Genomic DNA, 16,060 nt, shown 5'->3' with positions numbered 1-16,060 from the left:
AAAGTTACTTTAGCGTTTTCAAAATTCCAGCAAGGTTGCTTATGATAGAAAAATTTGAATCTTTGAATGTGTCATGTGTCATAAGGTCTCCAAACTTAAACTCACCTTGGGGACCAATCCAACCTACCATGAGATTTTGGTGATCCAACGCAAAGGCAGGTCCTTTAAAAAACAAATACTGATCCGTGTTACTCATTCCGCTCTTCCAATTATTAGGATGGGTGTGTATCGACCCTAAAATTCTAAGCCAATCATTTTTGTATTCAACATACCATTTTCCATCCATTTGCTTTGTCGGAAGGACGGTGAAGTCCGATTTATTGTAAGTATTGTTGTATGTAGGTAAAACCAAAACCCCCTTATCGGTTATCCATGCATGGTTCTCGCGAGTGACGTTCCCTTTAGAATCAAAACTATCCTTCCAAATATCTTTATATGCTTTAGTTTCATTTTTTGAATATAGTATGCCTGTGTGGTGTGTCTGAAACCACGCCCCCTGCTCACTCGCAGGCTTCCAATAGCTATACAAATACTCCTCGTCCTTCACGCCACTCGCTGTCGTCGTCTCGTATACACGATCCCACTTCTCATACTCTATGCCATACCATTCCGTATACGCTCGCAACGCTGCGACGTTACCCGCTTTGGCCAGTGCCAGCACATCCTGTCGATACAACGCCTGCGCTCTGTCTACTTCCCATCGGTCTGACCCGACATATACGCCGCCACTAAAATCACTCGCCCCAGAGCCCGAAAACGAAGTCGATTGGTGGCCGTTCACCCCATTAAAGTTCCAGTGCCCGCCCAGGTTCTCAATCCTGCGCAGCGCCTTCTCACCGGGTCTGCCGTTGTCATATCCTCCGGGGTCATCGCCCAATGGATCATTCAAGTTTGCGGGATCGTTCATAGCGTAGTTGTACCCCGAAAAATCCAGATAGGAGTCCGTCAACGGATCAACCTGATGAAAACGGCCTAACGTTGGATCATAGTTTCGATAAGCCAGATCATACAGCCCTGTCGTTGCATTCACCTCCGTGCCTCCATTCCCTAAAAAGTTATTTTTATTGTCTGCTCTGGTCCAACTTGTGCCGGCTTGCAAACCGAACGGATAATATTCATTGTACTGAACTACATTCGTTTTGGTTTGGGCAACCCTGAGATCATCAAAATACACCCAGTTACTTGATTCGTCGTCATAGCTAAGATAAACAAAAAGCTTGCCTTCTTCCTTGATTTTCAGTGTCGGAAAGGTGATTTGTTGTTTGGTGAACGTAGTGGCCGGGGCTGGCTGCCAGCCCATGTCGAGCACGTGATAATTCTTGTCGAATAGAATGTAGTTCAGGAAAGCGGCCGGTTGCGCGTCGCCCGGATTGGCGGCTGTGCCAAAGACTGCTACGGCGTCGTTCACACCGGTGTAGATCAGCCCGCTCTCGCCCGCGCCTCCAGGGGCGCCTCCAAACGCACCGGCAATCATGGTCACCAGCGTGGTGGCCGGCGTACTCACCGTTCCAAACCCGCTTGTGCCTTCGTGATACTCCCACACATCAATATCCACTTTATCGCCAGGATACACCGCAAGGCTACGCAAAGGACCAATTTTGTTGGTTTGGTTCATCTTCACAACCTTCGTTCCGCCGGTGGTGTGGTTTGCTCCAACAAACGAAACAATGAAATTTGTATCCACTGTATATTGCGAGCCTGAGCCATCGTTGGTGTCGCCTTCAAACGAAGCCGTTTTGTCGGGTGCGCTTGTTGCCGAAGTAAACACCACACGCGTGTTGCCCTGATGATCCTGGATGGCATACTGATATTCCAAAACACCCGCCTTATTCACCACGCGGCCTTCAGGAGATCCAAAAATAGACAGCACGCCGTTCTCGTACATAAAGCTACCCACATAGTCGGTGGTACTCGCTGGGGTCGACGACCCTGCGGCGTAGTTTTTCACCGTCAGCTTTGTGCCGGCGGCGTCGTAGGTATAGGCCACTTTGCGTGTGTCGGCAAAGGTGATCAGCGAAGGTTTTCCAAGCTCGTTGTAGGCAATGCTGCTGATGCCCTTGTTCAGATCGGCCGTCAGGCTTCCGGTGTTGTTGTAGGTATATTCTGTGGCTACTGTTGATCCGTTGTTGAACCCGGTTTGTCCGGCGGCAAACGCGATAGCATCCTCTACCTTGCTCACGGTGTTGCCGGCATAGGTGTAGGTCAGGTCGTCGGTCATTTCCGACACATAGCTCGCCGTGGTTCCAGTCAGGGTGTGTTTGCGTTGGTTGCGCTTCAACGTCTTAATGTTTCCATTGTCATCATAGGTCATCGTTTCGTCGTGCACATTGGTTTCCTGGTTCCAGGTGCTTCCGGCAGACATCTTCGAGGTGGCGGCAAGCAGACGTCCCGCCTTGTCGTAGCTATAGACATAGCCCTTCTGGTTGTCGGCGCCTTCGGCGGCCCCCATGCCCTTCCACTTCACGGCACTCACGTTGCCGTTAAAAAGCACGGTGTTGTTAAGATCTGCGTCTTGTGTTTCATAGAGCAGCTCCAGGCCAAAATAGTCATTGGTTTCGTCGTTCTGACTGTTCGCAGTCAACTGTGCATTGTTGATCGACTTCAGCGTGCCGCTAATGGTGTAGCGGTAGTCCACACTCTGCAGAAAGTTTGTGCTGCCGGTGTTGTGCAGTTTTTTGTCAACCACCTGACCCAACTCGTTGTATTCATATTGCGCCAGCAATTGATCCGCCGCGCCGTTGTTGCTCTGGCTCACTTTCAGCAGCCTGCCGGCGGGGTCATATTCATACGTGTTGATGACCGTTGTTTGTGAGGTTCCGGCTTTGTGAAAGGTTTTCTTACAAAGGGTCTTTCCTTCAAAATCATAGACTACCGTTTCCAGGTTGTCGACCGTGGCATTCAGGTGGTTGTTGGTGCGCACCTGTATGGGGCGGGCATACTGATCGTAGAACACATAACTGTAGAGCCACGTTGTTGTGCCCAGCACAAGGCGCTTTGAACCTGTGGGGAGCGCATAGGCGTTGCCCTGGGGTTGGGTTTCTTCGTTCGGTAGCGACTGGCCCACATAGCCAAAGTCGGCCGTGGCGTCAGCGTCGTCAAAGTCGTAGCTGTCATAGAAGTTCACGGTCAGCACGGCGATGGCGCTGTTGTCGGCATTTGTTTTGGGAAAGCTCACGTTGGTGTAGCCGTGCAGTGTTGCGCCGCGTTCTTCAAACCATGCGTTGGCTGGATAGGTCGCATTGCCCGATGCATAGAGGCCATCCAACAAGGTCTGCATGGCAGCTTGTGTGGTTTGCGTAGCGTTGGTGTATAGACCTTGCATCACTGGTCGGCCTTTGCCGTCATATTTCACAAACATCCACTGGTTGGTGGCACGCAGGTTTCCGTCTTGCATCAGCACGGGTCGTTCAAGCGGGTCGTAGGCAACATAAACCGGGGCCGACACGCCGGGAGCAAGCTTTTCGGCCACCCTTCCTTTGATGTCATAGGTATAGCGAAAGGCATGTTGTGTGAGCAGTGTTGCCGAAATGGTGGTGGCTGCTCCCAACTGTTTCACACCCTCGGGTTGCAAAACGTATTTAGCATGGCCAGTTGCGTCATAGATGTAGAGCGTGGTGAGCCAGACGTTGTTATCTGCCTGTGTTTTCTTCTTCACCACCAAACCGCGCTTGTCGGTATAGACAATGGTTTGGGTATTGTTTTCATCGGTAACTTCTGTTACGCGTAGCGTATTTTCGGCATAGTAGCCCGAACTGGTGGCATCGGCTTTCCAAATTCTCACCTCGCTGGCGGTGTTGGAGCGATGCAGCACGCGTTGCGTGTGTCCGCCTGCGAGTTGCCACGATGCTCCGGCCCGGCCTTGCTCAATGACACGATCAAGGGGCGAACCGTCGAATTTTGTTTCAGCAAAGGGTTTGTCATCGATGGCCACTTTGCTGGTGGGGTTATCATAGAAGTCCTCTTGGGCAGTTGCCGGCTGAGAATAATACGTGCTGCCAGTGCCCGTATAGGGTAAGTAAGTTTTCGTTTGGTGACCAAGGTTGTCGTAGACCGAAAAGCCGATCACATCGTTTTGCAAGGGGCTCGCACTTTTTGCTACCTGCTGCACAGGGCGGCCCACGCCGTCGTAGAATGTGTAGGAGCTTGACTTTTTCGTCGGTGGCAGTGTGCTGATGTTCGATTCGAATGTTTCCTTAACTCGCACCGCCTCGGCTATCACAAAGTTGCCGGCGGCCAGGTTTTCCGTCATGGCCGGCGCCCAATTCACCACAAAGATGGGTGTGAAAGACTGTGTTCCTTTCTTGCTCACCTTCACGCGATAGTAGCGCGACGCCGCCAAATTAGAGAATGGGTGTGTTGTGCTTCCGGCGCCACCGTCGGTCTGGAAATTTCTGCCGTTGTCGCTGAATTGCCACTCGTCCACGGTGCCCGTGCAATTTACAAGTTGTAGTGTACCGGTGTTGGTCGTGGTGCGCACCAGGCTGGTGCCCGTTATTCTTCCTTCAAAATTCTGCTGCACAACGGTAGCCGTAAACGCCGCCGAAGGCACGCCGGTGCACCCGGGAGCGTTGCCCATCAATGCCCGAAACTCAGTGCTTTCGTCCACACTGGAGAATGCCAACGACGTGAGGCTGGCCGAATTGGGCACATCCACCCAGGCACCACCCGCAGGCGAAGCGGCACGTTTTTGCCATTTCTCGACCGCACCACCATTTGGCATGCTCAAACTTAATGTGCCGGTCCCGGTGCTGTAAAAAGGCTGTGGTCCCGTTACAGTTCCCGTGGGCATGACCGATACCGTGGGGTTCACGGTCGACAACGCGCCCCAATTGTTGAAGCCATTCCATTTCCCACGAATGTAGAGCGTGGTGCCGGCCGTTGTAACCGTTTTAAAGGGAGCTGTATCCGTGGTGCTTTTTCCTGTCGCCAGCGTTTGCCAATAGTATGTCACGCCGCCCGCGGGTGCCGGCAGATTCACCTGGGTAGATCCACACGAGACGATGGGCGTTATTGCTGGAGGTGTCGGCACAGTGACAATGGTGAGACTGAGACTGGCAATTACCGTGGTGCCGTTTTTGAACCACAGCGTGGCACTGCCTGGCGTTGTAAACTTTATGGAGGTGGCATATTCCGGTCCTGGCCCTGTGCTCAGCACCGTGCCGCCGCCTGTGCCGGTGATGCTGTAGGCAGGTTTCGTGTAAAGCGTAGGCCCCTCAGGTTGATAGAGTGTATAGGCATAGCTCGCTTCGTTGGTATCGGGATGCGCGCTTCCTAAAATCTCCACCTGAGCGAAGGCGTTCACCATGGTGAACAGTGACAATGTGAATGTGATGATGAGCGATATAAATCTTTGCATACCGGATTCGTTTTGGGTACAAGACAGCCTGATGATAGAAGGTTGATGCGATGTCATAATTTCCGTCAGACTAATTTTCTGGAGTGGTTGCGCAATTTGGATTGCTTAGGTAGGTGCGAATCTTAAAGTATGCATAGCCAGTGCTTCCGTTCGCGTCTGTCACTTTGCAACGATATTCAATGGGCTTAGTGAGGTAGTCGGATGAACTATAGGTTGCCGCGGTGGCATTGTCGATGGGTATGCCCTCTCCTTCCCACGCATAGCTGTAGGGTCCGGCTCCGCTTAGGGGCGTTGCCTTCATCGTAAGGCCAGTGGTGTTGCTCACACAACCCGTGATCAAAGGCGTGGTGCCGCAGCGGTCTATTTCCTGCGGGCGGTTTGCGCACAGGGTTACCGCGATTGGCGGTGGCGTGACCGTGATGGAAAGAAGGCTCTTCGATGTCAGCGTAGTGCCTTGATAAACCACTTGCACATTAACCATATATCTTCCCGCGGTAGTAAACACATGGGAAATTACAGACGTGTTGGAAACGATGACATCGGAATTAAAATTCGTGACGAGCGTTCTGTCGGCAATGTGTGCGCTCAGTGGAACGATTTTGATTTTATACTGAGCCCCCGAGTAGCTCGGATAGTTGGGATATACATTGAATGTGGTAGCTTCGCCAACGATGGCGTCACTCTGATTCAACGCCGTTCCATTTGTTATATAGGCGTTCGGAACTACAGCCGGCGTCTGGTTGCCCGCACCATAGGTATAGGATGTGACAATGTTGCCATCCTTGTCGCGCACGCGCAGCAACCGGAAGATCTCGTCATATTCATAAAACCTGCTCACGCCACGGACATCTGTTTCTGCTATTTTCGCGGCTCCCGCACCATACAAGGATGCTATGCAAGAAGACACTTCCGGAAAAAACATAACATCATCAACCGCCACAGCCACCGAAGTTTCTGCATCCACCGTAATGGTGCTATTGAATGCACTGGTATTAATAACGGTGGTGTAGTATGTCCAAATTCCGCTGGTGTTGATGAAGTTTATTGTGCCTGTGGCTTGCGTGTGTTCACCATCGTTAATGCGAATCGTGAGCGCCCCCGTTGCGGTGGCATTGATCCAACAAGAGAAAATGTAGCTGGAGCCTGTGCCTTTCGACAATGACTTTGTCAATTTGTTCGCTGAGCCCGGCAATAAATTTAATGCCTTGCCGGCTATGCGTCCCAAAGCGATAGCGCTGCTGGTCGTAGTGAAGTCAAAACCTGTTGAACCTTCAAAGTCAGAATACACAACCTCATCGGCCAGTGCGTTGCTGATCGACAATTGTACCAGTCCATTGCTTGCATAGGTGTGCACGGCCGACTTGTCCTTGGTATACGACAACGTGCTACCCGCCTGCCCATGACTGTCGTGGTGCAGATGATCAACGTACTGGTTGTATTTCGTGCTATCAAACGTAAACGTAGTGATGGTGCCGTTGTTGGTAATCGACGATGGGGTGAAGGAGGCGACTGCATCGCGGGTAGCAAACACATAGTCCCGTTTTGCATAGACATTGTCTGTGGCGGCGTTGTATTCAAAGGTCGTCAGGTTGGCACCGGTAACTGCCGGTGTTTCTGCTCCCTCCTTTTTCGTGCTCCAGATTTCGATCGGCACTATGATATTCTTGTCTTTGAGCTTGGCGATGGCCTTCACCCGGCTATACTGCTGTGTCCAGGCACCGGTTATAGTATAGTCGGCAGGATATTTATACTGGGTCACATATTCCACGCCATCGCTTCCGGTTTGCGTGATCGACGAAAGGCGATCTTGTGTGGCTCCGGTGTAGGCGTATGTCTTAACGTCTTCTGTATAACCGGTAGCGGGCGCCTGATCATAGCTCGTCACCGTTATCTTCTTTACCCTCGAGCGGGTGTTTGTATTGATCTCGTATCGGCTATACAAAAACATCGGGAACTCGCCGGTAGGATACGTGTTGGTGGGCACACCATTTATTTCCTTGACAACCGTATAGGTTATGGGATTTTTATATTGGTCAAACCGAAGTGCATACACTTTAACTGGGGCGGGTGGAACGGTATATTCGTACGCCGTTTTCTGAAGGGTCTTACCCGCCTCGTCAATGACCGAAACGGTCTTAAGTTGACCATTCACATAGTTGTTCGGATTGGGGGCAAACGGATAGGCGTAGTAGCCTGTGATCGGCCCCATATCGCGTGCTGTGGTGCTGTATTCGCCAGTGGGATGACTCCGCGCAACGCGGGTTTTCGAGGCCTCCCAGTCGGTGGCCGTAGTCGTGCCAAACGGTATGGGAATGTTAAATTCGTAAACGGTCTTTCCATTGCCTGGCTGGCTTATGGTCACTTCGCTATAGCCAACCCACGAGCCCGGATGACTGTCGCTGTTAAGCGCTTCACCGTTGGCTATGATTGTGGTACGCTTCACGATTTCTTCTGCTGAAAAGCCGCCCGACACCAGTGCGTCGTAGTACGTTTTCACGCCTGTTACCAGGTCGGTGTGCGAATTGATGGTGAACGCCCGCAGTGGTCTATGCAGTAGCACACCACTAGACACACCGTTGGCTTTTTCGTAGGTGTAGTTTGTCACTATATCTTTCGAGGCGTCAATACCGTCGTGGACCTCCAGGCGACTTACCCGAATGCCTCCACCGTAATAATTCTGCTGCGCCAACACGTCTCTATAGAGGTTGGGTTCATAAAAAATGCGTTTCACCCCACCGGTGGGCAACTGAACCTGGCTTATGTTTAGTGCTAACAGGCTACCTAAGTCCATCTGTTCTGAATACAGACCTCCGGTTTCGTAATGCTCCTGACCATAGCTGGAAATGGGTTTGTTACGATGCCTATCAGCCCCATCCTTGCCTGGATACGTGAACGTTTTTAATTTCCGATCGGCGGTTCCGTTGCTGTTGCGGTAGCCATACTCGTCCACGTGGTCAAACGCGTCTGCCTCGTCGGGGCTGACAAGCATGTCTAATGTTTTTGTAGTAAAATTCACACCGTAGTAGTCAAAAACTATGGGTGGCTTTGAAAGATGCGGCCCCACTTCCGTGATGGACCTCAACACAATATGCTCTGCGTTTATGGCTTCTTGCGAAAACAAGAATTTCCGTATCATCACATCTTTATTTTGAACGCGCTCGCCATAGACCACCACACCGCCCACAAGCGGTTGGGTGAAGCTGTATTCACCGGAAGGAAGTGTTATGCTTGAGTTTAGTATCTCTACCCTACCCGAACTGGTAATGGCTTTGCTGAATTGTGGGTCTTGCCGGCCAATGATGCGCGTTTCATATTGTTTAAAATTTGCTACCGAACCGGAGTTTGTGTTGTAGACAGACGCATACACATTGTTGGATTGACTACCCGAACGCAAAAGAATGGTTTCGCCATCAAAAGTAAGCGTGGAAAGCGGAGTGTAGTATTCAAACGATATCTTGTCGCCGTTTGCCGATTCCATGGCTGTTAAACACCACTTGGCATTGTAGCCAGAAGAGGCCCGTCGAAGGTTGTATTGATATTTGAAGTGATTGATTTTGCTTTCATCGTCACTGGTTGCTGTATTGTTCATGCCTATGGGCATCCCAAAAGAATAGGTCACACCTGCCTCATTCACAACACTGAACGAAATAATCTTGCCTGCTGCATCTTTGACATAGGTCACCCTGTAATCAGATTTTTCCAGGAATGCAATCTGCCCAGCGTTGTCGAATGTGAAGGTGCCGCTCAGGCCTGCGGCGTTGATGTAATACATGTCCGGCTCGGTGTCGCGAACAACTGTGCCGGAGAAGCCGCCAAGCGCATTCAGAAAATTATAGTCTGCTGTTTCATCGGCAAAATCGGTCAGGTTTGCATCGGCCGTGGGCACGAAACCACCAATGGTGGCCGCTGTGTTGTTCACCAGCCATCCTTGCGCTGTGGCCGTGGAGGCATCATCGGGAACACCTCTCACCGACCGTGCGATCGACCCCGTCGAAATTCGCCACCCTATCCCAATCGCCCCCACATAGTCGCCAACCTTTAGCCCGTCCGAAGTATTGGTGAGCACAATAGGATACGACAGCGATCCCGACACAAGCGTCCACAGCGGCACCGTTGTGGACGCACCACCCGTATAGGGATCGACACTGATGTTTTGTGCATGTCCTCTCAAAACCAGGAGAAGAAAGAAAAAGACACTAAATCTGACTTGCATGAACGCTGAAAATTTATGATGACTTGAAGTATGCTCCGCCTCATTTGCACAACGACTAGCACCAACACAAAAAGGCATGTGCTGAAACATCGTTCGCAAACGATTCCAAATATGTATTCTGAAAAAAGAGGGGATTTTTTGAAAGAGAAATATTGATATGCTACGCCAAACTCATCATTTTACTCACAACGCCAATATTTCTTTTCGCCGCAAACATACAGAAGTTTCCGGCAAATCTCCAAAAGAGAAATCCTATTGAGGCAATACCGTAAAGCATTTTCGCCTGAAGTATAGACGCTTGTCCTAACTGCGATCATCAAAAAAAAATAGTCATCACCCACCACACACCCACATCACTCACCACGCACCCACACCACGCACCACGCACCCACACCACACACCCACACCACCCTCCAGCATGCCTCTATCTGGGCCTGAGCCGACCTTTGGCCTGGTCATGGCATGTGCGGGTCGGGTCTAGCCCTGATAGGGGCATGCGGGGCCCCCGCGGCCCGGGAGCGGGCTATGAAATGCGAGAAAACCTCCAAGCAGGATCGCTTCTATCTCACCAAACGCTCAGCACCAACATTATTTAGAACTAAATAAACTTTTAATAACCCCCCAAATCTGCGCAAGCTGATCCTTAATAGTCTCAACACCAGCGTCAGCAACACCTTGCTCCACAAGATATGCTTTTAAACGAGCAAGCGTTTCCCCACCATAAACCATCGACTCAAGCGACAACCTCTCCCGCTCATCGCGATCGATGAGCACCAAATTAAACTGCCGATTCTTCTTAGACTCCAACGAAGTGACCTCTTCTTTAAACAAAGCAATCTCCGCCAACGGCACATCTGGCAGCCGCCAGAAAAAACCTCTCACGCGAAGCGACGCTCCGAACTCAATGGCTTTGAAGCGTCTGTTGGTGTCGTAAATCAAAAACAACATCAGCGACACATACATCACCCCAATGCCGGCCAACAACAGGGTGCGGTCGTCGCCTTGCAGGTTTAGAAGGCCCGCAACTTTTACTACTGCAAAGGTGAGCGCGGGCAACAATGACAATTGCACAAGCAGGAATATTTTTCGAGGTCTGATCATGGGGTTTAGTCTTGAGTATTTAGTCGTGAGTCTTGAGTCTAAAAGTAGAAAAAACATGTGCGCATAAAAAAGAACCCGGCAAACTCACCCACCAACACCTGCCCGCCAATTTCGACGCCATGGCTGGCAGGCGAATGCACTCCCCGATCGGTTGATATGGACTGGGCCGGAAGCCGGGAATGATCCCTGAAACGGGAGCCCCGGGCTAGTGCTAAGGAAGCACCCAGGAAGCTGTATCACAGTAGGCTCGAAGCTGATTTCTTCGTTTATTGTTCGTTTATCCTTCGTTTATTCATCGACCAAATACGAATCATAATCGAATAGTAAACGGATTATAAACGATGTGTAAACATTTATTTAACGAACAATATTTGAATGAGGTACTTTCCTTAAAGCCATCTGGGTTGTATCTTCCTTGCATGGCCGAATCCAGAAATAACATCATTGTGAGGGGACTCAGCGGGATGCTGGGGAACCTTGTGTTCAAGAACTACAACGGTCGCACCTTTGTGAGCCAGAAAGCCAACACCCGCAAAGTGAAGCGCACCGACAAGCAACGAAAGGGCGAATTCAACTTCGCCAACGCACAGCGCTATGCTGGTGCCATTGTGAAAGACGAGGCGAAGAAGCAGGCGGTGGCGAAGACATTGAAGAAGGGTGAGCGCGTGTATAACACGTTGATATCGGAGTTTATGCGTGGGGTGGTGCGGAAGTTTGAGGGGTAGGTTTGTTGGGAGGGAAATGCCCTCACGCGCTTTGCGGATGGATGGCGATGAACGTTGTTGATGTGCTGAAACAGATGTTGGGAAAACCGTTGGGGTGATTGGGAAAATAGTCGGCACGGTGGCGACAGGCGCAGGAAGCTGGCTGTTGATTTTATGAATGCTATCCTTATATTAGTATAACCAATTCCTTGGAGCAACGGCGTTCTGCCGTTGTTCAGCCCACTTGGAGTCTGGAGTTAAACCAGAGTTGTTTTTTATTTGCTTTAGGCAGTGGGCTTGTTTATTCTACGCGATTCGTTGCACCCAACCTCCTTCCCCGGGAGAGCGCTATTCTTTTGCACCTTAACCAGGATTCAAGTAAAACACCCAAATCAAATTACGCTCAAACTATAGTTTCATTACCAGAGTATCATTCAAACGCTCAACCGACCCTATGAAAATCAAGACTATAAAAATCAATAACCTGAAGAGATTCACTGATCTAACAGTTACAAATATCCCCGAATCCGCCAAGTTAATTATCTTAGTTGGTCCCAACGGCAGTGGGAAAACTTCACTATTGGAAGCGCTTCATCATTGGTATAGACTCGCTACATTCAATCAAATAGGAAGCCAAGATTACTATGAGAAAAAGGAAAAAAAGGCAGGCACGGCAGATAACTGGTACGAAAACAAAGTCAACGTAGAGTTCTATGGTTCGCAAGTGACAAACACCTCAAAAGGAAAATTCTATTTCAGAACTGCATATAGAAATGAACCAGATTTCACTGTAACCAACTTAAATAAACAATCCGATCCGACCATGAAGGTAAAGAGCGAAAATCTCGCTCAGAACGACCAAACTGTTTCCGAAAATTATCAACGCCTTATCGCCCAAACAATTGCAGGCGTCTATACCACAGCTAGCGACACAAAAACGGTCGCTCAACTAAGAGATGAACTGATCGGACAAATCAAAACTTCTCTCTCTTACGTCTTTGATGACCTAAACCTAAGCTCAATAGGTGAGCCGTTAACAAATGGGAGCTTCTATTTTGAAAAAGGTGCTTCCAAAGATTTTCATTACAAGAACTTGTCTGCAGGAGAAAAATCGGTTTTCGACCTAATTCTAGATCTGATTATAAAATCCGTTTACTATCCAGACGCTATCTTTTGCATTGACGAACCTGAAGCACACATGCATACAAGACTTCAATCAAGCGTACTTAGAGAATTATATAAATTAATTCCTACCAAGTCCCAACTATGGATATCAACTCATTCAATTGGCATGCTAAGGGAAGCTGAAGAAATTGAAAAGCAGACACCTGGTACAGTTGTTTTTCTTGACTTTGATAATAGAGACTTCGATTTAACCGAGGTTATCACTCCGGCACCAACGACTAAGGCAGTCTGGGACAAATTCTTCGACCTGGCCATCGCCGATTTCTCCAAATTGATAGCCCCTCAAAGACTTGTTTTTTGCGAGGGGACGTCACAGGGAAGAAGATACAAAGACTTTGATGCACAGATCTACGGAATAATATTTGAAAAACGGTATCACGACACAAAATTCATCTCCATTGGATCAAGCACCGAGTTAGAAAACATAGAAAACCAATCAATGAAGGTGCTTTCCAATATTTTAAAAGCATCTACAATCATCAAGTTCATTGACTTAGACGAAAGGAGCTCTAGTGAAGTGCAGGAGTTGCTACGCAAAGGCATTAAGACATCCAAACGCAGACACATTGAGTCCTATCTTTTCGATGATGAAATCATAACAAAACTTTGCCACTCAGTAAATAAAGAGAAGCTAATACCAGACTGCTTGAAATCAAAAAAAAACGCAATTGATGCAAGTGTCACAAGAAAAAACTCCATTGACGACATAAAATCTGCAAGTGGTGAAATCTATGTCGGCTTAAAAACTATTCTTGGGCTAAGTCAGGCGGGCAACAATAAATGTGCTTTTGTAAGAGACACTTTAGCACCGCTTATCACCCCCGAAACAACGATCTACAAAGAACTTGAAATCGAAATTTTCGGCGCATCCCAAACACCGGGGACTGTACCCATAAATTAAACATCATGAATTTCTATTTTCAAACAGGAGAATTCATTGGCGGAGGTTTCTCTGTTCTAGACTTTCTTTCAAATTTCTTTGGAATTCTCGCTGCAGCGGGGGTTTCCATTGCTATTTTCTTAAAAGAAAGAGCACATATAAAAGATGCAGAAAGAAAAAAATTACTTGAGTTACGTCAATACCTTCTTGATGGTCTAACGGAGCTTCAAGACCCTATTGAAAAACAGATAAAAGATTTAAAGACTTTACTGCTCAAAATCTCTCATCCTTACGAGCAAAACGTCGGAAGAACGCTTTATTCCAATTTAAATGCTAGCTCTATAAAATGGATATACAAAGGTGACCTATACAAAATTGTAGTAGTTCAAAACACCAAATTACTAAAGGAATTAAATGACGAAACTGACTATCTTGATTTCATTAATCCTCATCTCTACGAAACGTTCGAAAAATTCATTTCAAATCGCAATAAGTTTAGCCTCGAATTCATCGAGAGTTTTAAACTCCTTCGTAACACAAGAGAAAGGCATGAAATCGAGTTTCACCTAGCCAAAGACAAAAAACATCAAATAAAGAAAACAAAATTTAACAGCGACTGCGATCAGTTATTTCAAAATTGGGCAAGCATGGCTGATGCACAACAACCGATAAATATTATCAACCATCTAATAGTACCGCTGAGAAAATTGTGCGTTGCAAATAAATCAGAGCAAGGGTCTCTTGACTATATTTTTCTATTAGAAGATTGCCAAAGATACTATGACCGGATTATTAACGAAAAAAGACTTGCATATACAGCTTATCTCTATTCTCTACGCCGATTGAGAAAACTGTCTCGGCGACTAAAGAAAATCGGATCAACCATTTCAACATATAACAACCTCTAGTCGAGAAAACTGCCCTTGAGTCCATGAAAGCCTAGCAACATGCGCTGGCCAAGTTAACTGTCTATTGCGATGCAAACCCCGTTAATCTAAATTTCTCAAATAATCAGTAAAAGCCCTTAATCTCTTACGCTGCAATAATGGATGCCGATGGTCAAACCAAGTTAAGTCAAAAGTACGATGTTCAATTCCACCAAACGGATCAAAGGTGTTTTCATCAAGCAAAGCCCTTATTATTTTAAAACTCGGGTCACCAAGAGCTTTATTAACAGCTAACTTGATCTCCTTAACTTTTACTCCCGTAGAATTCGCTGACAAAGACGACGTCTGAAAAACCAAAAAGGATGAACATAGACTAATTCCATTCTGAATTTCTTTACTAAAGTCTTGTCCCGGATTTATCGAATAGCTATCATACCAAATAGAAATTTGTTCTTCAAGAAGCTGTTTAACAAATGCTGATACTCGGATAGAGTCGGCTTTACTGTAGCAAATAAATATCATTAGATCTATTTTTTATTTGACTTTCCCTCATCAGAATCAATAGAAAATGGTGCCACGTCTCCAAGCTCAAAATCAATGTATCTATGCACAATTGCACTTTCCCCATCACTAAAATTTAGCTTTGCATAACATAAAAATGGCTTATACGCACTTGTCGCAATTGGAAACCCATTTGCCCTATCGAAAGATTCATAAATCTTACTACCCCAATGCTCACCAAAAAAATATTGAACACTTTTAACACCAAACAACGTACTTTTCGAATGGGGTATAACATACATGATAAGATCATAAATTTGATCGGGTTCATTTGATTTCATTATTCTATGAACCAACATTACACCATGAGACTGCGCATAAATTTTATCACGAGAGTGGCCCCAAGTTCGCTGATTGTCATCTTTAGTAACCTCGAATAAAGGGTTACTCGTTCCGCTGCTATTCGAAACAGATATACTATCAATTTCAAAGGCACCAAATTTAAATCGTGAACCCTGTCTCATTCTTAAAATAATTCCTTTACAGAATGAGTGTATGTGACTTCTGAGAATCCAAAACAGTAGGATCCAAAAAAGAATCCACAGCAGGTCCGGAAAGATTTTCTCCAGCAAACGACTAATTGGTATATCTACCCCACCTCCATCTTGATTAGGCGCGTCGTTGTCGTTGGAGACTACAATTTCATTAGTAAAAACAGTAGCATCACCTTTTTCGGTTGTCTTTAAAACACTTGATTTAGCCCTACCCTTGCTTTTGAATATCTTGATTGAATCTAAAGATTTAGAAACGCACTTGCATGTATCTGAATTGATTTGTGCAAAATCCAAGGAGGGCGCTAAAAACAGGAATAAGAATGCCGTAAATCCGACGAGCGATTTAATATATGACATAATTTTTCAATAAGATAGAATGCCCTTTGAGTACCTATAAGAACTCAACAACTTTTAGGATTTCCAAGTGGGCTTATCGATCAGAGTGGATCAGATGACAGGGAAACCCTTCAATTAAATTAAAATATTAACTTCTATAAAGCAAGCAGCCTCAACACTAAAAACACAAAGTGCAGTGGGAAATTTAAATCTCCTAAAATGTAGTAGTTCCGACTTAATCTGACAGTTGGGTTAACTTAGAAGTGCAAACTATCTAAAGTCAAACCCTTTAAACTGTCAGAAAAATGAGAACAGAATCTAAGTTAATCAAAACGAAATTAGG

The 16,060-nt window shown here is 47.1% G+C and carries 8 protein-coding genes; 3 read left to right on the top strand and 5 right to left on the bottom strand.

What is annotated here, in order from left to right; genetic code table 11:
• Positions 1-4: 4 nt before the first annotated feature.
• From JI741_RS29260 to JI741_RS29250, 3 genes are all read right to left on the bottom strand, one after another.
• The gene (locus JI741_RS29260; protein WP_202015761.1) at positions 5-5,356 is read right to left on the bottom strand and encodes a DUF6443 domain-containing protein; all 5,352 of its coding nucleotides are present in this window, start codon (positions 5,354-5,356) and stop codon (positions 5-7) included.
• 70 nt (positions 5,357-5,426) lie between these two features.
• On the bottom strand, positions 5,427-9,569 hold the full coding sequence (locus tag JI741_RS29255; protein WP_202015759.1) for a hypothetical protein: 4,143 nt from the start codon (positions 9,567-9,569) through the stop codon (positions 5,427-5,429).
• Between the two features lie 588 nt (positions 9,570-10,157).
• A complete protein-coding gene (locus JI741_RS29250; RefSeq protein ID WP_202015757.1) occupies positions 10,158-10,670 on the bottom strand; it encodes a hypothetical protein in 513 nt (170 codons plus the stop codon).
• 419 nt (positions 10,671-11,089) lie between these two features.
• On the opposite strand from JI741_RS29250, the gene JI741_RS29245 reads away from it, so the two are divergent.
• From JI741_RS29245 to JI741_RS29235, 3 genes are all read left to right on the top strand, one after another.
• Positions 11,090-11,395, top strand: a complete 306-nt coding sequence (locus JI741_RS29245) for a hypothetical protein (protein ID WP_202015756.1) — start codon at positions 11,090-11,092, stop codon at positions 11,393-11,395.
• Positions 11,396-11,828: 433 nt separating this feature from the next.
• Entirely contained in the window at positions 11,829-13,460 is a 1,632-nt protein-coding gene (locus tag JI741_RS29240) for an AAA family ATPase (protein ID WP_202015755.1), read from the top strand.
• A gap of 5 nt (positions 13,461-13,465) precedes the next feature.
• Positions 13,466-14,347 carry a hypothetical protein gene (locus tag JI741_RS29235; protein ID WP_202015754.1) on the top strand — a complete coding sequence of 294 codons (882 nt, stop codon included), beginning with the start codon at positions 13,466-13,468 and terminating at the stop codon, positions 14,345-14,347.
• A gap of 81 nt (positions 14,348-14,428) precedes the next feature.
• Here the strand turns inward: JI741_RS29235 and JI741_RS29230 are convergent, their stop codons facing one another.
• Together JI741_RS29230 and JI741_RS29225 are read right to left on the bottom strand one after the other, a co-directional pair.
• Positions 14,429-14,848: a toll/interleukin-1 receptor domain-containing protein gene (locus tag JI741_RS29230; RefSeq protein ID WP_202015753.1), complete on the bottom strand. Its 420-nt coding sequence runs from the start codon at positions 14,846-14,848 to the stop codon at positions 14,429-14,431.
• Positions 14,849-14,853: 5 nt separating this feature from the next.
• Positions 14,854-15,738: a pYEATS domain-containing protein gene (locus JI741_RS29225; RefSeq protein WP_202015752.1), complete on the bottom strand. Its 885-nt coding sequence runs from the start codon at positions 15,736-15,738 to the stop codon at positions 14,854-14,856.
• Between the last annotated feature and the right edge of the window lie 322 nt (positions 15,739-16,060).

This window comes from Chryseolinea lacunae, assembly GCF_016735595.1.
Lineage (GTDB): Bacteria > Bacteroidota > Bacteroidia > Cytophagales > Cyclobacteriaceae > Chryseolinea > Chryseolinea lacunae.
Note: the sequence above shows the minus strand (reverse complement) of the source record. Positions and strands in the feature narration are given on the sequence as shown.